The organism is Citrobacter sp. RHBSTW-00881 (genome assembly GCF_013728515.1).
Lineage (GTDB): Bacteria > Pseudomonadota > Gammaproteobacteria > Enterobacterales > Enterobacteriaceae > Citrobacter > Citrobacter braakii.
Genome location: NZ_CP056269.1, coordinates 3,850,373 through 3,872,123, shown reverse-complemented (window position 1 = coordinate 3,872,123; position 21,751 = coordinate 3,850,373). Strand labels below are relative to the sequence as shown.

The window sequence follows — 21,751 nt, the reverse complement described above, 5'->3', positions numbered from 1 at the left end:
CTGCCCCGGCTTTATGCGCCGGGGCTGCGCTAATCTTGTGGCTGAAGTGATGCGATGCTGTTGACCAGTTGGTTGGCAATTTGCGGGATGGCTTCGGCACTAAAAAAACCCATTGTTACAGCAATTGCAATGAGCTCACCTTTACTATTCTGAAGCGGACAAGCGATAGATTGCGCTCCAGGGATCCCCTGAGTTGGGTTGTAACGCACGGCGTATCCCTGCGATATTATTTGTCTAATCAACTGTTTCTGCGCCAGATTTTGCGCCTGATAATCAGAAAAGCTCATAAAAATTTGCCCAGCAGCACTGGCATGAAGTGGAACCTGCGTATTGGGCAGAAAATCGATATCGACGTTTCGAAAGCTGCGATTGTAGTGTTTGAGTATTAATCCATTTTCAGAAGCAACGACGACCCCGGTGGAGTGGTTAAAGGTATCGCGAAAAGTGACCAGCATAGTATTGAGCTCGTCAATTGCATCGCGTGCGCCGGTTTGGCCTCCAGTCAGTTGCAGTGTGGTTGCTCCCAGGCAGTAAAGCCCTTTTTCGTTTTGGCATAGCATGCCGGTGCGACAAAGTGAGATAAGATATTTATGTAAACGGCTTTTCGACAAACCACACCCAGTAGCGATATCGATTGCCCTCGCTTGACCATTCTGACTGGCGACAAATGTCAAAATGCTGACGGCTATATCAACCGAATTAATCCCTTGTGATGTTTCAGTCATATGCGTTCTCTTATTAAATACTCCTCGATTATATCATTGAGTTCAGAAAGCAGTGCTGCTTTCATAGTTCAAAAAGATCGTTACCTCTAAATGATTAGATCATGACTCACCTCAAGTTAATTATTGGTGAATTTTAGTTCACTAATGATGAACTTCATTGGGGGAAAGATCATGGATGCTTTGAGCAATATACGTTTAAAAAGAAGAACCCTGTTAAAAGGGCTAGGTGTGGTGGGGCTGGCTTCATTAGGTCCAACCTTTCTAGGGTTGCGTCAGGTCAATGGCGCACCGCTGCCTCGGTTTCGTCTGCAGCAATCGGATTACCAGACATTTCGTTCGACCTGTGCAATGGAATGTTTGCATTGCAACCTGACGGCATATGTCTGGAAAGATCGTTTGATGAAAATTGAAGCGACAAAAGGCTTTAACGTGAAATGTTGTTTACGAGGGATTAGCCGAACGAAATGGGTGTATCACCCGCTACGACTGACGCAACCCTTGCTGCGTACGGGAGAAAAAGGTGAAGGAAAATTTAAGCCGATTTCTTGGGATGCCGCGCTTGAGCTTATTGAAAAGAAAATCAGAGAAACGATCGCTACCGATGGCAATAAAGGCCTGTTGCTAACAGCAGCTTCAGGGAATATGGACTCTATCAAAAATGATATGGGGAAGGCATTTTTTGATTATCTTGGTGGATCGACAAAACATGTTGGTTCGTTATGCTGCGCAGCCGTCACCGCTGCGATGATGCCAATGGTGGGCTTACGGTATGCTGATACCCGCGACACAATAAAGGAAAGTCGCTATATCCTTTGCTGGGGGAACAACCCGGCCGTTACGATGCATGCTTACTTCAAAGATTATTCAAATGCGCAGCGTAACGGAGCGCGAATGGTGGTAATCGATCCCCGGTTTAACGAAACCGCAGCAAAAGCGGATGAGTGGGTGCCTATTGTGCCGGGAACGGATATCGCGCTGGCACTAGGGATGATCAACATCATTATGCAGGAGAAGCGCTATGATGCGAATTTTCTGCGAAAACATACTGGCGCAGTTTATTTGGTGGATGCTAAGCAGAAACTAATGCGAGCCGATCCGCATGATGCAGACAGTTATCTGGTGTTTGATACTCTGACACAAAGCGTGAAGCGACATGATGTGCCGGGCGTTCTTCCTGCATTGCTAAATGATGAACTGCCCAACGGGAGCGATTTTACTACCGTACTGGATAACGTTTGGGCGCAGGCGAAGCCCTGGACGACACAGAAAGTTGAGCAGGAAACGGATGTGCCTGCGCAAACGGTATTACGCCTGGCGAGAGACTATGCTTCCACGCAACCTGCGATGATAGTTCAGAATATGTCTGGTGCACAGAGAACTGAGTTTGGTACTTATGTTGCTGCCAGCCAATTTTATCTGGCGCTGATAACCGGCAATATCGGTAAGCCTGGTGCAGGGGTCTGTGATGCGGGGGGGGTCAGGCAAATGGCGAAATTTTCGCCCATTATCCCCCCTGCGCCAAATGCTGCCAAAATTCCATCGATCCCCATTTCTAAAATTGGGGACTGGATCGTTAACGAAAAACCTCATCCAATAAAATTCTGGTGGAACATGACACTGGGGGCGATGACGCAGTTGCCGAATACAAATCAGGTCAGAGAAGCCTTTAAAAAAGTGCCATTTGTCGTGGTGGCAGACAATCTGATGAGTTCGTCTGCACTGTATGCCGATTTGGTGCTGCCTGTGACGACCATTTTTGAAGATGTCAGTTTAATGGCGGGGGTACGCAGCCACTATGTACAACTGATGGAGAAAGCGGTGGAACCACCGGGAGAAGCTAAACCGGATTATTGGATTTTCGCACGCTTGGCCGAGCGTTTTGGATTTGGAGACGTCTTTAATCAGCCCATTGAACATTACATTGATACTTGCCTCAAAGGGTCGGGTATCACCCGTGAGATGTTAAAAAAAGGGCCGGTATGCCCCGTTAAAGAAGACTGGATCCCCTTTAAGGATGGGCAGTTTCGTACCTCAACTGGAAAGGCGCATTTTTATATCGAGGAGTGGGCCAAAAAAGACTTCCTGCCGGTGGTAACCTGGAAACAGGTGAAAGAGTCAGTGAAAGGTTCACCTGAACTGGCAAGCCACTATCCGTTAATGGCGGTACAGCGCAAACTGGCACGTAGCGTACATTCGAGCCACGGGATGAATGAATGGATCCTCGAGGTTCAGCGTAATCGCCCGAACGTTATGATTCATCCAGAAGATGCCCATAATCGTCAGATCCAAGCCGGAGAGTGGGTTGTTGTTTTCAATCATCGTGGAGAGCATAGAGCAATTGCCGATGTTACAACGCATATAAAACGGGGAGTTGTGAGCCTGGATAACGGCTGGTGGGAGCAACAGGGGGGAAGTAGTAGCCACGTCACCAACGATCAGGTCGAGTTGTTGGGCAATGGACACTGTTGTAACAGTACGTTAGTTGACGTGAGAAGGGAGGCATAATCATGACGAAACAGTATGGATTTCTTATTGATATGCAAAACTGCTATGGCTGTAAAACCTGCAGCATGGCCTGCAAATCAGAAAATATGACGCCGCTTGGTGTGTTGTGGCGGCGGGTGCGTGAGCACAATACAGATGAACCTAATACTCAAGCCTTTATCAGCATGTCGTGTAACCATTGCGATGACCCTCAGTGCATGAAAGTGTGCCCTGCCGGGACTTATACCAAACGAGCTGACGGGATTGTTGTACAGGACCACGAACGTTGTATCGGTTGCCGGATGTGTATTATGGCCTGCCCCTGGAGTGCACCGGTTTACGATGCGGAAGAGGGGAAAACCAGTAAATGTAATTTGTGTGCGGAACGCCTGGATGAAGGTTTACAACCACGCTGTGTCGAATCTTGTCCCGCGGGGGTTTTACGATTTGGCGAGATAGAAGATCTTCGCAAAGAGCATACCACCCAATGGACGGTACTAGAGAAGCGCTACAACTTACCTGATCACAATATCAGTAAGCCCAATATTGTGATTATCGCGCCACGGGACTGAGGAGAGAGAAATGGAACACTATGAATTGCCATTAGTCTTTTTTACGGTCTTTGCTCAATGGGGGATTGGTGGTGTCCTGGCACTAACGTTGTGTCAGAATTTTGGTACGCTGAAATTCAATGCTGAAGAATATCGTCGGCTGGCGCTGTTATTTTGGGTCATCACTGTGCTGGGTTCTTTGGCATCCCTTGCACACTTGGGAACACCTACAGGCGCATACCGTGCAATGGCAGGGTTGGGAATATCTTGGCTGAGCCGGGAAGTAGTGGCATTTATAGTATTGAATGCCGTGATATTTTGCTGGTTAGCGTTATGTTGGCTCAAGCCTGGGCATCCAGGGGCGAATCTTCTGGGTGGTGTGACTGCGCTTGTTGGCCTGGTGTCAATCTTTGTGACGTCTCAGGTGTATTACCAAATGGCGCTGCACTCGCTTTGGCATACCATAGCTACGCCGCTTGGCTTCCTGGCAACGGCAGTATTGCTGGGTTTTATGAGTGTGGCGGTGGCCGGTGGCTATTGGCATAAATCCTCTTCAACGACATGCAATGCAGGGATTGTAATTGGAATCGTGTTGACGGCAGGCGGGTTGTGGTTTCGCTATCATGTGCCTGGCGCTGATGCGTCAAGTCCTCTGCTATGGTGGCAGCTATTTGCCAGTATCTGCGTTGCTGTGTGGGGAATATCGCGCCTGAACTACGGCCAACAGAGTTGGGTGTGGGTAGTATTAATGGCGACGGGGGAACTGGCGGGAAGAATGTTGTTTTATAGCAACGTTATGAGCGGAGTGCCTTGGTTTTAAATATTTTACCGGATGGTTGAAACCATCCGGTAAGCATATTTACTCGTAGTAGTTATAAATTCCCGCAGCCATCACCAGTTGTGATGCCACTTCGTAAGCTTTTTCGCGACTCACCAGGAGATCAATGATTTTTAAACCGAAATCGATTGAGGTTCCCGGTCCCTGGCTGGTTAACAGATTGACGCGCGGATCCCATACGACGCGCTTATCCTGCCACTGGTCAGTGGGAATATTGTCTTTCAGCGCCGGAAAACCGGTCATGTTACCAATGGGAAAAATATCGTGTGGGACGAGGACTGTGGCGGCAGCGGCGCAAATTGCCGCGACAATGCGCCCGGAGCGATGAAACTGTTTCACGGTTTCGACAAGCAGAGGGCTGTCGCGAAAACACTCGGCGCCTTTAATACCGCCGGGCAGCACGATAATGTCGAAATCCCCGTCAGCAACTTCCACTAATGGTGCATCCGCCAGTAGTTTTACGCCGCGTGAGCACACGATCGTCAGGCCGCCATCGCTGGCAACGCTTGCGGTCGTGACCTTAATTCCGCCGCGAACCAGCAGATCGATAGTGGTGACCGCTTCGGTCTCTTCACTACCAGGGGCGAGACATACCAGTGCTTGAGCGCTCATACTCACTTTCCTTTCTCTTAACCATTTCAAACAGGCGGGCATTTTCCGGTACGGCGATGCCGTGCGCGCGGGCGCGTTTTAACAAATAACCAGTAATGTAGTCGATCTCAGTATGGCGCAGGGCATGTATGTCTTGCAGCATTGATGAGATATTTTCCGCCGTACTGTCAATCACTTGCTCAACATAATAGCGTAAATCATCTGCTGATGTGTGGTGGCCTTCGCGTTCAATGACCGCCGCCACCTCCTCGCAGATGAGCGCTATTTTTTCAGGATGATGGCGTAACTCTCCATTTGAGCAATCCCATAATGCGGTCAGCGGGTTAATGACGCAGTTGACGGCCAGCTTGCGCCACAACTCAGCGCGAATATTGTTGTGCCAGGCGACGTCCGGCAGCACCTCTTGCAGGACTTCAGCCAGATAACTGAAATCACCGTCTTGTTCACGCGCCGGACCAATCCTTGTTGTTCCCTGAGCGACATGAATGATGACGTTGCCGTCACGGCGTGCCGCGTGGGTTGTGGTGCCCATCAATAGAGGTTGCTTAATGTTATGCAACTCTTCAATCGTCCCCATACCGTTGTGAATCAGCAGAATGGGAGTGGTGTCAGGCAAAATGGAGGCCAGGCCTTTGACCGCATCAGAAACCTGCCAGGCTTTCAGAGTGACAAGCAACAGGTCGCTTTTCGCCAAAAAATCGGGGTCGTTTGCCGTCAGGGATTCATTGAATACTGACCCATCCGTGTCGATCAGGTTAACGCTGCAATAGGGTTGCGGTACGCGTAGCCACCCCTGAACCTCATGTCCATGTTTGCACAGCGTGGTTAGCCAAAGCTGTCCTAACGCTCCACATCCCAGTACGGTAATTTTCATTCTTCCTCCTCACCTGCAACATCACCAGGTGTTAATCCATATCGGCCGTACCCCATTATTGTTCGCAGGTATCAGTACCACGTACAATTAAAGGATACAGCCTAGTATAGCGCTGTCTGTTGTGTAACTTTGCAGGTATTATGCTTCGCATCAAAAATGAAGGGAGAGGAAAAGATGCCATCTTTCGATATTGTTTCTGAAGTTGATCTTCAGGAAGCCCGTAACGCGGTAGATAACGCCAGCCGCGAAGTGGAGTCACGCTTTGATTTTCGTGGCGTTGAAGCGACTTTTGAGCTGAACGAGTCGAATAAGACGATTAAGGTGCTAAGCGAGTCTGATTTCCAGGTCAATCAGCTGCTGGATATTTTACGTGCCAAGCTGCTGAAACGTGGTATTGAAGGCACTTCGTTGGACGTACCAGAAACCTTCGTGCATAGCGGTAAAACCTGGTTTGTTGAAGCTAAGCTGAAACAGGGCATTGAAAGCGCGGTGCAAAAGAAAATCGTTAAGCTGATCAAAGACAGCAAACTGAAGGTGCAGGCGCAGATTCAGGGCGAAGAAATCCGCGTGACCGGCAAGGCGCGTGACGATCTGCAATCCGTTATGGCGCTGGTTCGCGGCGGCGATCTCGGCCAGCCGTTCCAGTTTAAGAACTTCCGCGATTAAGTCGTAATGCCTGATGGCGCTACGCTTATCCGGCCTACAGGTTTCACACGCTATTTGTAGGCCGGGTCAAACGATAGTCGCCATCTGGCACTCTTCACGCCTGGCTGATGGCCTGTTCAACCTCAAATCGATTCGTCACTTTGCTGTCGATTTTCACGTAAGCCGAATGCTCTTTCGCTACAATTAACACTTCGCTTATCCCTTCTTTAGCCAGCAGACGCTGCTTAAGGGGGTCATCTGCGGCAATCTCAGGTGGGATTTCCACTCGCAGGCTACTGACATATGGCGGCTCTTTCATTGTGCTTGCCACCAACAACCAAACTGCCGCCAGAAGCGCGCCGGCCAGGAATACCGCCTGACCATCAAACATTTCGACCACCCAACCGCCGAGCGAACCGCCAATCGCCACGCCAAGAAACTGGCTGGTGGAGTAAACGCCCATCGCCGTGCCTTTATAGCCAGCCGGAGACTCTTTGCTGATAAGCGAGGGGAGGAGGGCCTCCATCAGGTTAAAGGCGAGGAAGAATATCTGAACGCCTGCAATCAGCCCCCAAAAACGCACGTTAGCGCTCCACAATACAATCTCTGCGATAAGGATCAGTAACACGCAGGCGAGGAATACGCGCTTCATCCGCCGCTTCACTTCTGCGTAGATGATGAACGGCACCACGGAAACAAAAGACAGCAGCATCGTCACCAGATAAATTTTCCAGTGCTCTGCGGCGGGGAAACCGGCTTTCGCCAGTTGGCCCGGTAAGGCGACGAAAGTGGACATCAACAAAATGTGCAGACACATGATGCCAAAGTTGAGCTTGAGCAGTTTGGGCTCCGCCAGCACTTTGCTGAAGCTGCCTTTTACCATGCCAGATTCGCGGTTCAGCACGTGGCTGGTGCTATTGGGAACGACCCAAATGGTTAGCACGATGCCGGTGGTTGCAAGAGCTGCAATCATCCAGAACAGCGCGTGTAGTCCCAGCGCATGGGTAACGATCGGTCCTAGCACCATCGCAATGGCGAAGGTGATACCAAAGCTGACGCCGATAAACGCCATCGCTTTGGTACGGTTTTGCTCACGGGTTAAGTCGGAAAGCAGCGCCATCACGGCGGCGGCAATCGCGCCAGAGCCTTGCAAAGCGCGACCGAGAATAATGCCCCAGATTGAATCGGAGAGGGCGGCAATCACGCTGCCGAGAACGAACACCGCCAGCCCGCCGACGATAAGCGGCTTACGACCGATTCGGTCAGAAAGCAGACCAAAGGGGATCTGGAAAACGGCTTGCGCCAGACCATAAATGCCAATGGCAAGGCCAATTAGCGCTTCACTGGCACCCTGTAGCGCCATACCGTACGTGGTCAGAACTGGCAGAACCATAAACATGCCAAGCATGCGCAACGAGAATACGGTCCCTAAACCCCAGGTGGCGCGCAACTCACCGGGCGTCATTTTGTAATCGTTCATTCCCACCTCTGTATTAATTTCGCGCCTAGTGTAAAGCGGGGAAGGAGTGCGGTAAACCTCTACGATATGTGGAATTGTGTAGTGGGAAAATTGAAATAATTACAACTGCAACTAATTTACTTGCGATAATTACAGGTGTAGTCTTTTTGTGGTTATTTCTAATGGAAAGAGGGAAAAGGAAAATGGCGATTCCGGGCAATATGTGGATTTATGACGATGGTGGCGCGCTGATTAAGGGCGGGTGTGATGTAAAGGGAAGAGAATACAGTATTGAATTTAAAGGCTTTCATCACAATTTGTCTATTCCCACTGATAACGGTACAGGCAAGCCAACAGGCACACGCCAACATTCACCGATGATGATCGTCAAAGAGTTTGACTACTCTAGCCCGTATTTATACAAAGCTGTCGCTTCTGGTCAGAATCTTAAGTCCGCAGAGATTCGTTGGTACAAAATCAATGATGCCGGTCAGGAAGTTGAATACTTCAATATGTTTCTGGAAGGGGTGCGGATTGTCTCCGTTTCTCCCTCGATGGCTGGTCCAGAGGACATGAATAATAACCATCTTGAAACCATAGAATTACGCTACGAAAAAATCACCTGGAAGCATTGCGACGGAAACATTATCTATACCGACGCATGGAATGACCGGCAGACGGCATAATGGGGGATTGAATGGACACAACTGAAGAGGCGAATGGAACCTATTGGTATCATGGTCACGCTAACGTAACGTCGGGTGAACTGTTTGATTTGATATTCATTGAGCAGTTGGCAGATTCATTAGGTATCACCACAGACGCTGTTATGCTGGTTTTGATCGGTCAACCATTTATTCCTGTCAAAGGAAAACTATCAGCAGCCACGAACACTCCAGGCACTAGTATTGCATCAATTCTATGTAGAAAACTTCTGAAAGGGGCTCGGTTCCCGTTTGGTTTTAGACTACACGCTCCTATGGGGAAGTTTTCCAAATTGAAGATGGTTCCAACAAACCAAATAGCAACTTACATAGGCCGTTGGGTTCCTTTTGTCGGGCATGCTCAGTTAATCGTGCTTTTGTTCGCGGTGACAAAACATACCCGCGATAAATACAACCTCATCGCACGACCCAAAGATCGCATACAGTGGACATCTTTCTGATGAGAAATTATGAAGCTGAAGTTATTGAGTACATCATGAAGAATTACCCAATCAGGGAACGTTGGTTTAGGCCTGGTCTTAAGCAGGTCACGAAAGAATGGACCCTAGAGGATGATTTTCAGTTTATTCCGGAAGATGCATATGATTTTTTAGCTGATTTATTTGAGCATTTTGATATTGAATATTCGAACTTTGATGGAAGGAATTATATTGAACAAGAATACCCTTTCTGGAAAAAAGATCCTCCTGAAATTGAATTAAAGCCTTTGACAGTAGAGATGATTATAGAGTCAGCAAAGGCGGGAAAATGGCTTTATGACTGAATAACATCCCTGCCAATAAAAAAGGGTGCCGGAAGCACCCTTTTCGTATCAGCAGATCTTTACCAGACGTAAGTCAGCAAGTTCTGCGAGTTTGGCACCATAAAGTCAACTGACATCATCACGGAAAGCGCGGTAATGGCGATGATGGAGAAACCGAACAGCTTGCGCGCCCAGGCCCTGTCATCTTCCACTTTATAACCGCGCAGCGCCATGCCCAACCACCAGACACTCACCGCCGCAGCAACAATCAGGTATTTATAACCAGCATAGCCGCCCAGGGTGAGCATCAGCGTGGCGATAGCAAACGCCACGATGTACAGCGTGATATGGTTCTTCGCGACCGAAATACCTTTCACCACCGGCAGTACCGGGATGTTGGCTGCCTGATAATCCTTAAAGCGGAAAATCGCAATCGCGTAAGAGTGCGGCATCTGCCACAGGCTGAAAATAGCCAGCAGAATCAGCGCACCACTATCGAACTCACCGGTTACGGCGCAGTAGCCAATCACCGGCGGCGCAGCGCCGGAAAGTGAGCCAATCAGCGTGCCATAAACGGAATGGCGCTTCATGTACAGGCTATAGACGCCCACATAGACCACGAAGCCCATTACCCCCAGCCAGCAGGCCAGAGGGTTCGCGCCAAACCACAGCAGCATAAAGCCAGCAATACCCAGCAGGGTGGCGTATACCAGCGAGACCGCAGGGGAAATCAGACCTTTAACCAGCACGCGGTTTTTGGTCCTCTCCATCTTCCTGTCGATATCCCTGTCGATGTAGTTGTTAAATACACAACCCGACGCCACAACCAGTGACACCCCAACCAACGTGTAGATAAACAGGGGATAATCAATGCTGCCTTTCGAGGCCAGCAGGAATCCCCCAATCACCGAGATCAGGTTGCCAAAGATGATGCCTGGTTTTGTTACTTGCAGGTATTGCTTAAACATCATAATCGCCGCTCTTAGTGCATCATCATGTTGTAGTTAAGGTTCCACATAATCCAGATGGAGCCCACAACCAGGATGGCGATGATTAGCACAGTAAAGACAAAGGCTGTCATGTTCCAACCTTCATCAGATTTGCTATTCATGTGCAGGAAGCACACCAGGTGCACCAGAATCTGTACCACTGCCATTGCCAGAATAGTTCCCAGAATGACGGCTGGAGAGGCAGAACCTGTCATGACCATCCAGAACGGAATAACCGTCAGGATTATCGACAGGATAAAACCTGTCATGTAGGTTTTTACGCTGCCATGGGATGCGCCGCCGCTCTCGTTAGAATGACTCATTACATCGCCCCCATCAGATAAACAACAGTGAACACACAGATCCACACCACATCCAGGAAGTGCCAGAACAGGCTCAGGCACATGATGCGGGTACGGTTAGTACTGGTCAGGCCGCGACGAGCAACTTGCACCATCAGCACCGCCATCCAGATAAGACCGGAGGTGACGTGCAGACCGTGCGTGCCGACCAGCGCGAAGAACGCAGACAGGAAGCCGCTGCGATCCGGACCCATACCGTTAACAATCAGGTGATGGAATTCATAGAGTTCCATCCCGATGAATCCGGCACCAAACAAGAAGGTCAACGCCAGCCAGGAGATAACCTGGCTCTTGTTGTTCTTGTACATGGCGATCGCCGCCATGCCGTAAGTAATAGAGCTGAATAACAGCAGGAATGTTTCAACCAGAACGAACGGCAGTTCAAAAATGTCCTTACCCGTTGGGCCACCAGCGGTGCCGTTCACCAGAACGGCATAGGTTGCAAACAGAATAGAGAACAGAATGCAGTCGCTCATCAGGTAGACCCAGAATCCGAAGATCTTGGTCTGGCCTGCATCGTGGTGCCCGTGTTCGTGCGCGTGGGCAGTCGCGTGCGTTAAAGTATCAGTTGCCATTTTTCAGCCCTGCCTTAGTAATCTCATCGAAATGCTGGTTTTCCAGTTTTTCGACTTCCGGGACCGGCACGTAGTAATCCACGTCTTCATCAAAGCTTTTCACAATCCAGCTGATGATCATGCCTGCGAAGCTTGCAATCGCCAGCCACCAGATATGCCAGATCATGGCGAAACCAAACAGTGTTGCGAAGGCGGTAATGACGATACCGGCACCGCTGTTTTTCGGCATATGAATTTCTTCATAGTGCGCAGGCTGCTTGTACGCTTCACCTTTTTCTTTCATTTCCCAGAAGGCATCACGCTCATGAACGTGCGGCACAACGGCAAAGTTGTAGAACGGAGGCGGGGAAGAGGTTGCCCACTCCAGCGTACGACCACCCCATGGGTCACCGGTCAGGTCGCGGTTCTGCTCGCGGTCGCGAATAGAAACGAAGATCTGAATCAGCTGGCACAGGATACCCAATGCAATCAGCGCGGCACCGCAGGCGGCAACGACCAGCATCGGATGGAACTGCGGGTCAATCTGCTGGCTGAGGCGACGGGTCATCCCCATAAAGCCCAGCACATACAGCGGCATAAACGCCACGAAGAAGCCGATGATCCAGAACCAGAATGCGCGTTTACCCCAGGTTTCGTTCAGCGTGAAGCCAAACGCTTTTGGCCACCAGTAGGTCATACCTGCGAAGCATCCAAATACGACGCCGCCGATGATAACGTTATGGAAGTGCGCAATCAGGAACAGACTGTTGTGCAGCACGAAGTCCGCACCCGGAACCGCCAACAGTACGCCGGTCATGCCGCCGACTGAGAAGGTAACGATAAAGCCAATCGTCCACAGCATCGCTGAGTGGAATACGATACGACCCTGGTACATGGTGAACAGCCAGTTGAAGATCTTCACCCCGGTCGGGATGGCGATAATCATGGTGGTAATACCGAAGAAGGCGTTTACGTTAGCGCCTGCACCCATGGTGAAGAAGTGGTGCAGCCAAACAACGAACGACAGAACGGTGATACAGACGGTTGCCCACACCAGTGAGGTGTAACCAAACAGACGTTTACGTGAGAAGGTTGCAGCGATTTCGGAGAACACACCGAAGACCGGCAGAACCAGAATGTACACTTCCGGATGGCCCCAGGCCCAAATCAGGTTGATGTACATCATCATGTTGCCGCCCATATCGTTGGTAAAGAAATGGGTGCCCAGATAGCGATCCAGGGTCAGCAACGCGACGGTAACCGTCAGGATTGGGAAAGACGCGATAATCAGGATGTTCGCACACAGCGATGCCCAGCTAAATACCGGCATCTTGAACATGGTCATTCCTGGCGCACGCATCTTAATGATGGTCACAAAGAAGTTGATCCCGGTTAGGGTTGTACCAATACCGGACAACTGGACTGCCCATATCCAATAATCGACCCCGACGCTTGGACTGTACTCTATTCCCGAGAGTGGCGGGTACGCCAGCCAACCGGTCTGTGCGAATTCACCCACGCCCAGAGAGAGGTTAACCAGGATTACGCCGACAACGGTGAACCAGAAGCTCAGGTTGTTCAGGAATGGGAATGCAACGTCACGTGCGCCGATCTGCAGCGGAACCACCAGGTTCATCAGACCGATAACAAATGGCATTGCCACGAAGAAGATCATAATCACGCCGTGAGCCGTGAAGATCTGATCGTAGTGGTGAGGTGGCAGGAAGCCCGCTTCACCTGCAGAAGCCAGCGCTTGCTGACTACGCATCATGATGGCGTCGGCAAAGCCACGAATCAACATGACGATTGCGACAATGACATACATGATGCCAAGGCGTTTGTGGTCAACCGAAGTTAGCCACTCTTTCCACAGGTAGGTCCACTTACCGAAGTAAGTGATTAGGCCCAGTAAGGCCGCACCACCGATGATAATGGCAGCGATCGTAACCATGACAATTGGTTCATGGAACGGCACTGCATCCAGCGTCAATTTTCCGAACATCGTATTCTTCCTCGGCCCCTTAGTGAGCGGATTCCGCGTGGCTCATGTCCATGCCTTCCATTCCTTCGTGTGCGCTGTGCTCACCTTCGGGTTGGGTCATGTCCATGCTCTTACCGTGAGCCATAAATTTGTTAATAACGTCTTTAAACAAATCTGGTTTCACGTTGGAGAAGTATTCCACCTGGTTGTATTCGCTTGGCACAGCCACTTTTTCGAACGCAGCCATGTCGCTCATGGTGTTCGTGGACTGTTTAGCTTTAGCAACCCATTGGTCGAATTCGGCGCGGTCCTTTGTTGCGATAGCCTTGAACTTCATACCGGAGAAGCCTGGTCCGCTATAGCTTGCGGAGATACCATCATAAGTACCGACTTCGTTGGCGATCAGATGCAGTCGAGTCTGCATACCGGCCATGGCATAAATCTGGCTACCCAGACGCGGGATAAAGAAGGAGTTCATCACGGAGTTGGACGTCACTTTGAACTCAACCGGAGTATTCGCCGGGAAGGCGATTTCATTCACGGTAGCGATACCTTGTTCCGGATAGATGAAGAACCATTTCCAGTCCATGGAAACCACTTCAATGGTAATGGGCTTCTCGTCATGCGCCAGCGGTTTGCTTGGCTCAAGAGCGTGAGTAGTTTTCCAGGTCAGTACTGCAAGGAAAATGATGATTAAGATCGGCACCGTCCAGACCACAGCTTCCACTTTATTGGAGTGTGACCAGTTCGGGCTGTACTTCGCATCTTTATTGCTTGCACGATACTTCCAGGCGAAACCAACAGCCATCAAGATGGCAGGAATAACGACAATCAACATCAGGCCAAATGCCGTCAGTATCAGAGAACGTTGTTCCAGTCCAATCTGTCCTTTAGGGTCAAGCAGCGCAGAATTACAGCCACTGAGTAATGCAGTGCCTGCAATTAATGACAACCATCCCAAACTTTTATTGTATTTCCTGAGTCTCATTTAACGACCTCAATTCCACGGGACCGGGTGGCGTTTAAAGTGTGAGGGCATTTTACGGGAAGGTTACATTACTGTAAACATCCTTGGATCTGTGTTACTGGGTTCTGCCGGGCATGTCACATATGTTGCAATATATGTCGTTTTGACTTTAAGAACCTGTTGCAACATCACGTTATAACGAAAGCGGGCAAGCGGGAGACGTGCTGAGGGCAATTGGTATAACCAATACGAAAATAAAACAATTGTTTAACAATTGATTATCAATAAAAAGACAATTGAAGAACAAAAAATAAATCTGTAGTGGCTGAATCGAGTAAGGGAAATAGTATATATAAAAGGCGTCAATAATTTCCAAATTCTTTGGCGCACAAAATAACAAATAATATTTTTAGTAATTGTTGTTTATTTAGCCGTTATAATTACGCAGGGTGATTACAACGGCGATATTAATGTGGATTTTTACGCCAGGCGGGTTTTGCGCAGTGCCAGATAATCCAGCAATCCACCAAAAACGACCCCGCAGACCGCGACCACCACCGAGATTTCCAGCAGTTCCGGCAGGAAGGAGAAGTTGGTGTAATCCAGCGCGTTCATGGTTAATAGCAGCAGCCAAACCACCAGCAGACAGCAGCCCGCAACCAACGTCATTAATGCCAGGCTGTACGCGCTACGAAATTCCGTGCGCGGAATGAAGCTCTCATTTTGCCAGCTATGTTCCAGAGTCTGACGACAAACCAGCAGCAGTATGAGGCCGGGGATAGCGGCAAACACAGAGAACAAATAAAACGTTGGCCACCCGTGCGCTTCAACAAACCAACCTGCTACCGGGCCAACGTAAACGCGACCAACGGCTGAAAGCGCGGAGAGCAGAGCGAACTGGGTCGCTGAAAAGGACTTATTGCACAGCGTCATTAATAAGGCGACAAACGCTGCCGTACCCATGCCACCACACAGGTTTTCAAAGAAGACGGCGGCGGCCATACTGAACATGTGTTTGTCAGTGATGGACAATAACCAGTAGCCCGCATTCGACGCCCCCTGCAGGATGCCGAAAATCAGCAATGCGCGAAACAGCGAAAGGCGTTGCATCAGGATCCCGCCGTACAGCGCGCCAACGATGGTTGCCAGCAGTCCAAGCGTTTTATTCACCACGCCAACTTCACCCGCATCAAATCCGACGCCGCGGATTAAAAAGGTTGTAGTCAGGCTCATGGCAAAGGCATCCCCGAGCTTATACAGAACGATAAGCAGCAGAATTAGCCAGGCGTTGTTACGACCAAAGAAGTCGCGCAGCGGGGCCACAACCGCTTGCTCCAGCGTTTTGGGCACCGGAATGGCATCAGTCGGTTCGGGCGCTAGCAGGGTAGCGATGATGCAAGGTATCAGCAGCGCCGCCATCAGCCAGTACATTCCTTGCCAGCCCAGCCAGCGGTCGGCCATCCACAGAGCCAGCCCACCGGAAACCAGCATCCCTAAACGATAGCCCAGCACGCTGATAGCCGCGCCGGTGCCGCGTTCTTCGGCGGGTAGCACGTCGGTTTTCCATGCGTCAAAGACGATATCCTGCGATGCCGAGCAAAACGCGATCACCACCGCAAGCGCGGCCATCCAGCGTAGCTGCGTGCCAGGCTCCAGAAAGCCCATCGCGGCGATAGAAATCAGTAACAGCACCTGAGTTGCCAGCAACCAACCACGGCGTCGACCTAAAAACGGCGGCGTGTAGCGGTCCATTAGCGGAGACCAGAGGAACTTAAACACGTAGGCCTGGCCGACCAGAGAAAAGAAACCGATAGTTTTAAGATCGATATTCTCGACTGTCATCCATGCCTGAAGCGTACCCGAGGTCAGTGCGAGTGGTAAACCGGAGGCGAATCCCAGTATGAGCAGGATAGCTGAACGTGGTTGCTGAAAAATACGTAAGTAATGACTGGACATGGGCTTCTATAGGCCCGACGAACGCCGGGCCATATGGGCAGAAATTAACGAGCGTTCTGCTTGATGAAATCGTGAACGCTGGTGTCCTGAGACATATCAGCGATGGTATCGGTCAGCACGCTGTTAACGGCGTCAGCGATATTTTTGTTAGAAGCTTGCAGTGCGCCTTCAACAGAATAGCTTGCGCGGTAGTTTTTGGTCATCTTGTTGCCGTTAGCTGCAGTCGCAATGATGGCGATGTCTGCTTTGGTGGCGATGTTATAGCGCACGCTACCCTGGGACACGTCTGCATACAGCTGGCTAACAATGATTTGCAGGTTAACAGCACCGTTTGGCCCAATCATATAACCGCGTGCGGTCATCTGTTTTTCCAGTACTTCTTGCAGCAGGAAGCGCAGATCGCGGGACGCGGTCAGGGTAACAAGCTGGTTGTCACGGGTAACTTTTGCCAGCGCCTGATCCTGACGCTGGTCGGCACCATTGATACTAACGGTCACACCCATCAGGCTCGGGTCCTGCTGTGGCAGGGTAATTTTCGGGGAAACTTCAATAGTGGTCGGCGGCGTTGCGCATCCAGCTAACATAAACAGCGCGACAAACGGGACGAGGATTTTTTTAAACATGCCAGGGCTCTCAGCGAATCTAAATTGTATGGTTGGAGAAAATTCCCGCCATCATAACATCGCCAACGATGAGGGGAAGTGGGTAACGCATGTAAATTCATTGTGTTGTCAGTTTTATGTCTTTGTGGAGACCATAAACGGACTTTTTGCAATAAATCGAAGTGAGGATTTAGTGAACTTCATCCATTTGGTTGAGAAAATCAGACAAACGCTAATTTTTTGTTGCTAAGGTGTAATGAAAGCGGTAAAAGCGGCTAGTATTTAAAGGGATGGGTGACATCTCAGCGTTGTCGGAGGAAAACTTCATGATGATTCGTGAGCAAATAGAAGAAAAATTAAGGGCAGCGTTCCAACCCGTGTTCCTCGAAGTTGTGGATGAAAGCTATCGTCACAATGTCCCGGCAGGTTCTGAAAGCCACTTTAAGGTTGTACTGGTTAGCGATCGCTTTACAGGTGAGCGTTTTCTGAATCGTCATCGGATGATTTACAGCACCTTAACGGTGGAGCTTTCCACAACCGTTCATGCACTTGCCCTGCATACCTACACCATTAAGGAGTGGGAAGCGTTGCAGGATACGATTTTTGCATCGCCTCCGTGTCGTGGGGCGGGAAGCATCGCGTAAAAACGGATTTGCAACAACCGACGCTTTTCCAGTATGTTGCTACAGATTATGTGAAAACGGCCTGCGGGCCGTTTTGTTTTGTCTGAATTCTGGGGCAGTCGTACAGTATTCAGACAAAAATTAGCCGGGAATTGTGAAAAAAGCCGCAGCAACGCGCGATAACCGTTCTCGACTCATAAAAGTGATGCCGCTATAATGCGCGTCTTATTTTTCGGAATGTCTTCGGGATGATTCTGACGACAGGGAATGTGATTGCTTATGAGAACATCCCAGTTCCGCGAAGCCAACAACCTGTGCTTGCGGAGAAGAGTTGACCGAGCACTGTGATTTTTTGAGGTAACAAGATGCAAGTTTCAGTTGAAACCACTCAAGGCCTTGGCCGCCGTGTAACGATTACTATCGCTGCTGACAGCATCGAGACCGCTGTGAAAAGCGAGCTGGTCAACGTAGCGAAGAAAGTGCGTATTGACGGTTTCCGCAAAGGAAAAGTACCGATGAATGTTGTTGCTCAGCGTTATGGCGCGTCTGTTCGCCAGGACGTTCTGGGCGACCTGATGAGCCGCAACTTCGTTGACGCGATCATCAAAGAAAAAATCAATCCGGCTGGCGCACCGAACTACGTTCCGGGCGAATACAAACTGGGTGAAGATTTTACTTACGCGGTAGAGTTCGAAGTTTACCCGGAAGTTGAGCTGACTGGCCTGGAAGCAATCGAAGTTGAAAAACCGGTTGTTGAAGTCACCGACGCTGACGTTGACGTGATGCTGGACACCCTGCGTAAGCAGCAGGCTACCTGGAAAGACAAAGACGGCGCTGCTGATGCAGAAGATCGTGTAACCATCGACTTCACCGGATCTGTTGACGGCGAAGAGTTCGAAGGCGGCAAAGCGTCTGACTTCGTACTGGCGATGGGCCAGGGGCGTATGATCCCAGGCTTTGAAGAAGGTGTTAAAGGCCACAAAGCTGGCGAAGAGTTCACTATCGATGTGACCTTCCCGGAAGAGTACCACGCTGAAAACCTGAAAGGTAAAGCCGCTAAGTTCGTTATCAACCTGAAGAAAGTTGAAGAGCGCGAACTGCCGGAACTGACTGAAGAATTCATCAAACGTTTCGGCGTTGAAGATGGTTCCGTAGCGGGTCTGCGCGCTGAAGTTCGTAAAAACATGGAACGCGAACTGAAAGGCGCTGTGCGTAACCGCGTTAAGTCTCAGGCGATCGAAGGTCTGGTAAAAGCTAACGACATCGACGTTCCGGCTGCTCTGATCGACAGCGAAATCGACGTTCTGCGTCGTCAGGCTGCACAGCGTTTTGGCGGCAACGAAAAACAAGCTCTGGAACTGCCGCGTGAACTGTTCGAAGAACAGGCTAAGCGTCGCGTAGTTGTAGGTCTGCTGCTGGGCGAAGTGATTCGTACCAACGAGCTGAAAGCTGACGAAGATCGCGTTAAAGGCCTGATCGAAGAGATGGCTTCTGCTTACGAAGATCCGAAAGAAGTTGTTGAGTTCTACAGCAAAAATAAAGAGCTGATGGACAACATGCGTAACGTCGCTCTGGAAGAGCAGGCTGTTGAAGCCGTTCTGGCGAAAGCGAAAGTGACTGAAAAAGCCACTTCCTTCAACGAGCTGATGAACCAGCAGGCGTAATTCGTCGCTTATTTAGCACGAATTTCGTACGCAAGCCCGTCACCTTTTGGTGGCGGGTTTTTTTTTGTCACGGATTTTGCATGGGAAGAGTGCGAAAACAGCGTTTCAGTGTTAGCGTTACAACAAAAGATTGTTATGCTTGAATTATGGCGATGTCGTACCCATTACAGAGGGACTAGCTGATAATCCGTCCATAAGGTTACAATCAGCACAGCAGGTTTTTTCAAATTTTATCCAGGAGACGGAAATGTCATACAGCGGCGAACGAGATAACTTTGCACCCCATATGGCGCTGGTGCCGATGGTCATTGAACAGACCTCACGTGGTGAGCGCTCTTTTGATATCTATTCTCGTCTACTTAAGGAACGCGTCATTTTTCTGACCGGCCAGGTCGAAGACCATATGGCTAACCTGATCGTGGCGCAGATGCTGTTCCTGGAAGCAGAAAACCCAGAAAAAGATATCTACCTGTACATCAACTCCCCTGGTGGAGTGATAACTGCCGGGATGTCTATCTATGACACCATGCAGTTTATTAAGCCGGACGTCAGCACCATTTGTATGGGCCAGGCGGCCTCAATGGGCGCGTTCCTGCTGACTGCCGGGGCGAAAGGTAAACGTTTTTGCCTGCCTAACTCTCGCGTCATGATCCACCAGCCTCTGGGCGGTTACCAGGGCCAGGCAACGGATATTGAAATTCATGCCCGTGAAATCCTGAAGGTAAAAGGGCGCATGAACGAACTTATGGCGCATCATACGGGTCAATCTCTTGAGCAGATTGAACGTGATACCGAGCGCGATCGCTTCCTCTCCGCTTCTGAAGCGGTAGAGTACGGTCTGGTCGACTCGATTTTGACCCATCGTAATTAATGCCCAGCGCGCAGGTGTACCGCTATAATTACCTGGAGCGGCACAACGCTGACTAGCGTCTTGCGCCTGAGAATGGCATTTGCGTCGTCGTGTGCGGCACAAAGAACAAAGAAGAGGTTTTGACCCATGACAGATAAACGCAAAGATGGCTCGGGCAAATTGTTGTACTGCTCTTTTTGCGGCAAAAGCCAGCATGAAGTGCGTAAGCTGATTGCCGGACCATCCGTGTATATCTGCGACGAATGTGTTGATTTATGTAACGACATCATTCGCGAAGAGATTAAGGAAGTAGCACCGCACCGTGAACGCAGTGCGCTGCCGACGCCGCATGAAATTCGCAACCACCTGGACGATTACGTTATCGGTCAGGAGCAGGCGAAGAAAGTGCTGGCGGTCGCGGTATACAACCATTACAAACGTCTGCGCAACGGCGACACCAGCAATGGCGTCGAGTTGGGCAAAAGTAACATCCTGCTGATTGGCCCGACGGGTTCCGGTAAAACGCTGCTGGCTGAAACGCTGGCACGCCTGCTGGACGTTCCGTTCACTATGGCCGATGCCACCACGCTGACCGAAGCTGGTTATGTGGGTGAAGATGTTGAAAATATTATTCAGAAACTACTGCAGAAGTGCGATTACGACGTGCAGAAAGCACAGCGCGGGATCGTCTATATCGATGAAATCGACAAGATTTCTCGTAAGTCTGACAACCCGTCCATTACCCGTGACGTTTCCGGCGAAGGCGTACAGCAGGCGCTGTTGAAACTGATCGAAGGTACGGTTGCTGCCGTTCCACCGCAGGGGGGGCGTAAACATCCTCAGCAGGAATTCCTGCAGGTTGATACCTCCAAGATCCTGTTTATCTGCGGCGGTGCCTTTGCCGGTCTGGATAAAGTCATTGCTAACCGTGTTGAAACGGGCTCCGGCATTGGTTTTGGCGCAACGGTAAAAGCGCAGTCTGATAAAGCCAGCGAAGGTGAACTGCTGTCGCAGGTGGAGCCGGAAGATCTGATCAAATTTGGTCTGATCCCTGAGTTCATCGGGCGTCTGCCGGTTGTAGCGACGCTGAGCGAACTGAGTGAAGAAGCGCTGATCCAGATCCTGAAAGAGCCGAAAAATGCCCTGACCAAGCAGTACCAGGCGCTGTTCAATCTTGAAGGTGTTGATCTGGAATTCCGTGAGGAAGCGCTGGATGCTATCGCCAAAAAAGCGATGGCACGTAAAACCGGTGCTCGTGGCCTGCGTTCTATCGTCGAAGCCGCGCTGCTTGACACCATGTACGATCTGCCTTCTATGGAAGACGTCGAAAAAGTGGTGATCGATGAGTCGGTGATTGGCGGCCAGAGCAAGCCATTGCTGATTTACGGTAAGCCGGAAGCGCAGCAGGCATCTGGCGAATAATTCATCAATTCATACAGACATTTAATTAATAAGGGGGGATTTTATCTCCCCTTTTATTTTTCCGTAAACATGGCGTTGAATGTGTGGGAAACATCCCCATATACTGACATACATGTTAAAGGTGGT

22 protein-coding genes are annotated in these 21,751 nt (G+C 50.1%); 11 read left to right on the top strand and 11 right to left on the bottom strand.

The features are described 5' to 3' along the window. Positions 1 to 29: 29 nt before the first annotated feature. Positions 30 to 725 (bottom strand): helix-turn-helix domain-containing protein, encoded by a 696-nt coding sequence (locus HV311_RS18725; protein WP_080858950.1) that lies wholly within the window; start codon positions 723 to 725, stop codon positions 30 to 32. A 171-nt stretch (positions 726 to 896) separates the two neighbouring features. Between HV311_RS18725 and HV311_RS18720 the strand changes: the two genes are divergently transcribed. The 3 genes from HV311_RS18720 to HV311_RS18710 are packed head-to-tail and all read left to right on the top strand — an operon-like array spanning position 897 to position 4,580. Then, complete coding sequence (locus HV311_RS18720) at positions 897 to 3,230, top strand: molybdopterin-containing oxidoreductase family protein (RefSeq protein WP_191221203.1); 2,334 nt, start codon at positions 897 to 899, stop codon at positions 3,228 to 3,230. 2 nt (positions 3,231 to 3,232) lie between these two features. After that, positions 3,233 to 3,781 carry a 4Fe-4S dicluster domain-containing protein gene (locus tag HV311_RS18715; RefSeq protein WP_165499997.1) on the top strand — a complete coding sequence of 183 codons (549 nt, stop codon included), beginning with the start codon at positions 3,233 to 3,235 and terminating at the stop codon, positions 3,779 to 3,781. 10 nt (positions 3,782 to 3,791) lie between these two features. Next, complete coding sequence (locus HV311_RS18710; protein ID WP_131347885.1) at positions 3,792 to 4,580, top strand: dimethyl sulfoxide reductase anchor subunit family protein; 789 nt, start codon at positions 3,792 to 3,794, stop codon at positions 4,578 to 4,580. Positions 4,581 to 4,619: 39 nt separating this feature from the next. Here the strand turns inward: HV311_RS18710 and yajL are convergent, their stop codons facing one another. Further along, complete coding sequence (gene yajL / locus HV311_RS18705; RefSeq protein ID WP_016152043.1) at positions 4,620 to 5,210, bottom strand: protein deglycase YajL; 591 nt, start codon at positions 5,208 to 5,210, stop codon at positions 4,620 to 4,622. Further along, entirely contained in the window at positions 5,173 to 6,084 is a 912-nt protein-coding gene (panE, locus tag HV311_RS18700) for a 2-dehydropantoate 2-reductase (protein ID WP_047416891.1), read from the bottom strand. The genes yajL and panE overlap by 38 nt, the downstream gene beginning before the upstream one ends. 174 nt (positions 6,085 to 6,258) lie before the next feature. Here panE and HV311_RS18695 point away from each other — a divergent pair, with 174 nt between their 5' ends. Further along, entirely contained in the window at positions 6,259 to 6,750 is a 492-nt protein-coding gene (locus tag HV311_RS18695; RefSeq protein WP_003831002.1) for a YajQ family cyclic di-GMP-binding protein, read from the top strand. 94 nt (positions 6,751 to 6,844) lie between these two features. Here HV311_RS18695 and HV311_RS18690 read toward each other — a convergent pair whose 3' ends face one another. Beyond that, positions 6,845 to 8,209: an MFS transporter gene (locus HV311_RS18690; protein WP_191220293.1), complete on the bottom strand. Its 1,365-nt coding sequence runs from the start codon at positions 8,207 to 8,209 to the stop codon at positions 6,845 to 6,847. Positions 8,210 to 8,391: 182 nt separating this feature from the next. On the opposite strand from HV311_RS18690, the gene HV311_RS18685 reads away from it, so the two are divergent. The 3 genes from HV311_RS18685 to HV311_RS18675 are packed head-to-tail and all read left to right on the top strand — an operon-like array spanning position 8,392 to position 9,676. Next, the gene (locus HV311_RS18685; RefSeq protein WP_016155861.1) at positions 8,392 to 8,874 is read left to right on the top strand and encodes an Hcp family type VI secretion system effector; all 483 of its coding nucleotides are present in this window, start codon (positions 8,392 to 8,394) and stop codon (positions 8,872 to 8,874) included. Between the two features lie 11 nt (positions 8,875 to 8,885). Then, positions 8,886 to 9,353 carry an STM2901 family protein gene (locus HV311_RS18680; RefSeq protein ID WP_191220292.1) on the top strand — a complete coding sequence of 156 codons (468 nt, stop codon included), beginning with the start codon at positions 8,886 to 8,888 and terminating at the stop codon, positions 9,351 to 9,353. Next, positions 9,353 to 9,676: a DUF1493 family protein gene (locus HV311_RS18675; protein ID WP_016152048.1), complete on the top strand. Its 324-nt coding sequence runs from the start codon at positions 9,353 to 9,355 to the stop codon at positions 9,674 to 9,676. The genes HV311_RS18680 and HV311_RS18675 overlap by 1 nt, the downstream gene beginning before the upstream one ends. 59 nt (positions 9,677 to 9,735) lie before the next feature. Here HV311_RS18675 and cyoE read toward each other — a convergent pair whose 3' ends face one another. From cyoE to HV311_RS18640, 7 genes are all read right to left on the bottom strand, one after another. Next, entirely contained in the window at positions 9,736 to 10,626 is an 891-nt protein-coding gene (gene cyoE, locus HV311_RS18670) for a heme o synthase (protein ID WP_191220291.1), read from the bottom strand. An 11-nt stretch (positions 10,627 to 10,637) separates the two neighbouring features. Then, positions 10,638 to 10,967: a cytochrome o ubiquinol oxidase subunit IV gene (locus HV311_RS18665; protein WP_003831006.1), complete on the bottom strand. Its 330-nt coding sequence runs from the start codon at positions 10,965 to 10,967 to the stop codon at positions 10,638 to 10,640. Then, positions 10,967 to 11,581 carry a cytochrome o ubiquinol oxidase subunit III gene (locus tag HV311_RS18660; RefSeq protein ID WP_003831007.1) on the bottom strand — a complete coding sequence of 205 codons (615 nt, stop codon included), beginning with the start codon at positions 11,579 to 11,581 and terminating at the stop codon, positions 10,967 to 10,969. Before HV311_RS18660 ends, HV311_RS18665 begins: the two co-directional genes overlap by 1 nt. Continuing rightward, complete coding sequence (cyoB, locus tag HV311_RS18655) at positions 11,571 to 13,562, bottom strand: cytochrome o ubiquinol oxidase subunit I (protein WP_003831008.1); 1,992 nt, start codon at positions 13,560 to 13,562, stop codon at positions 11,571 to 11,573. The genes HV311_RS18660 and cyoB overlap by 11 nt, the downstream gene beginning before the upstream one ends. 19 nt (positions 13,563 to 13,581) lie before the next feature. Next, positions 13,582 to 14,529, bottom strand: a complete 948-nt coding sequence (cyoA, locus tag HV311_RS18650; protein ID WP_003847580.1) for a cytochrome o ubiquinol oxidase subunit II — start codon at positions 14,527 to 14,529, stop codon at positions 13,582 to 13,584. 459 nt (positions 14,530 to 14,988) lie between these two features. Beyond that, positions 14,989 to 16,464: a muropeptide MFS transporter AmpG gene (gene ampG, locus HV311_RS18645; RefSeq protein WP_047416883.1), complete on the bottom strand. Its 1,476-nt coding sequence runs from the start codon at positions 16,462 to 16,464 to the stop codon at positions 14,989 to 14,991. A 44-nt stretch (positions 16,465 to 16,508) separates the two neighbouring features. Beyond that, entirely contained in the window at positions 16,509 to 17,087 is a 579-nt protein-coding gene (locus HV311_RS18640; protein ID WP_016152050.1) for a lipoprotein, read from the bottom strand. A gap of 305 nt (positions 17,088 to 17,392) precedes the next feature. Here HV311_RS18640 and bolA point away from each other — a divergent pair, with 305 nt between their 5' ends. The 4 genes from bolA (at position 17,393) to clpX (ending at position 21,625) form a co-directional block, all read left to right on the top strand. After that, positions 17,393 to 17,710 carry a transcriptional regulator BolA gene (gene bolA / locus HV311_RS18635; RefSeq protein ID WP_016152051.1) on the top strand — a complete coding sequence of 106 codons (318 nt, stop codon included), beginning with the start codon at positions 17,393 to 17,395 and terminating at the stop codon, positions 17,708 to 17,710. A gap of 344 nt (positions 17,711 to 18,054) precedes the next feature. Next, on the top strand, positions 18,055 to 19,353 hold the full coding sequence (tig, locus tag HV311_RS18630; RefSeq protein WP_003021622.1) for a trigger factor: 1,299 nt from the start codon (positions 18,055 to 18,057) through the stop codon (positions 19,351 to 19,353). A 247-nt stretch (positions 19,354 to 19,600) separates the two neighbouring features. Then, positions 19,601 to 20,224, top strand: a complete 624-nt coding sequence (gene clpP, locus HV311_RS18625) for an ATP-dependent Clp endopeptidase proteolytic subunit ClpP (protein ID WP_003021624.1) — start codon at positions 19,601 to 19,603, stop codon at positions 20,222 to 20,224. Between the two features lie 126 nt (positions 20,225 to 20,350). Beyond that, positions 20,351 to 21,625: an ATP-dependent protease ATP-binding subunit ClpX gene (clpX, locus tag HV311_RS18620; RefSeq protein ID WP_003831013.1), complete on the top strand. Its 1,275-nt coding sequence runs from the start codon at positions 20,351 to 20,353 to the stop codon at positions 21,623 to 21,625. Positions 21,626 to 21,751: the final 126 nt, after the last annotated feature.

Coding starts and splice junctions, on each gene's coding strand:
- HV311_RS18725 (WP_080858950.1), bottom strand. CDS start 725: ATGACTGAAACATCACAAGGGATTAATTCGGTTGATATAGCCGTCAGC.
- HV311_RS18720 (WP_191221203.1), top strand. CDS start 897: ATGGATGCTTTGAGCAATATACGTTTAAAAAGAAGAACCCTGTTAAAA.
- HV311_RS18715 (WP_165499997.1), top strand. CDS start 3,233: ATGACGAAACAGTATGGATTTCTTATTGATATGCAAAACTGCTATGGC.
- HV311_RS18710 (WP_131347885.1), top strand. CDS start 3,792: ATGGAACACTATGAATTGCCATTAGTCTTTTTTACGGTCTTTGCTCAA.
- yajL (WP_016152043.1), bottom strand. CDS start 5,210: ATGAGCGCTCAAGCACTGGTATGTCTCGCCCCTGGTAGTGAAGAGACC.
- panE (WP_047416891.1), bottom strand. CDS start 6,084: ATGAAAATTACCGTACTGGGATGTGGAGCGTTAGGACAGCTTTGGCTA.
- HV311_RS18695 (WP_003831002.1), top strand. CDS start 6,259: ATGCCATCTTTCGATATTGTTTCTGAAGTTGATCTTCAGGAAGCCCGT.
- HV311_RS18690 (WP_191220293.1), bottom strand. CDS start 8,209: ATGAACGATTACAAAATGACGCCCGGTGAGTTGCGCGCCACCTGGGGT.
- HV311_RS18685 (WP_016155861.1), top strand. CDS start 8,392: ATGGCGATTCCGGGCAATATGTGGATTTATGACGATGGTGGCGCGCTG.
- HV311_RS18680 (WP_191220292.1), top strand. CDS start 8,886: ATGGACACAACTGAAGAGGCGAATGGAACCTATTGGTATCATGGTCAC.
- HV311_RS18675 (WP_016152048.1), top strand. CDS start 9,353: ATGAGAAATTATGAAGCTGAAGTTATTGAGTACATCATGAAGAATTAC.
- cyoE (WP_191220291.1), bottom strand. CDS start 10,626: ATGATGTTTAAGCAATACCTGCAAGTAACAAAACCAGGCATCATCTTT.
- HV311_RS18665 (WP_003831006.1), bottom strand. CDS start 10,967: ATGAGTCATTCTAACGAGAGCGGCGGCGCATCCCATGGCAGCGTAAAA.
- HV311_RS18660 (WP_003831007.1), bottom strand. CDS start 11,581: ATGGCAACTGATACTTTAACGCACGCGACTGCCCACGCGCACGAACAC.
- cyoB (WP_003831008.1), bottom strand. CDS start 13,562: ATGTTCGGAAAATTGACGCTGGATGCAGTGCCGTTCCATGAACCAATT.
- cyoA (WP_003847580.1), bottom strand. CDS start 14,529: ATGAGACTCAGGAAATACAATAAAAGTTTGGGATGGTTGTCATTAATT.
- ampG (WP_047416883.1), bottom strand. CDS start 16,464: ATGTCCAGTCATTACTTACGTATTTTTCAGCAACCACGTTCAGCTATC.
- HV311_RS18640 (WP_016152050.1), bottom strand. CDS start 17,087: ATGTTTAAAAAAATCCTCGTCCCGTTTGTCGCGCTGTTTATGTTAGCT.
- bolA (WP_016152051.1), top strand. CDS start 17,393: ATGATGATTCGTGAGCAAATAGAAGAAAAATTAAGGGCAGCGTTCCAA.
- tig (WP_003021622.1), top strand. CDS start 18,055: ATGCAAGTTTCAGTTGAAACCACTCAAGGCCTTGGCCGCCGTGTAACG.
- clpP (WP_003021624.1), top strand. CDS start 19,601: ATGTCATACAGCGGCGAACGAGATAACTTTGCACCCCATATGGCGCTG.
- clpX (WP_003831013.1), top strand. CDS start 20,351: ATGACAGATAAACGCAAAGATGGCTCGGGCAAATTGTTGTACTGCTCT.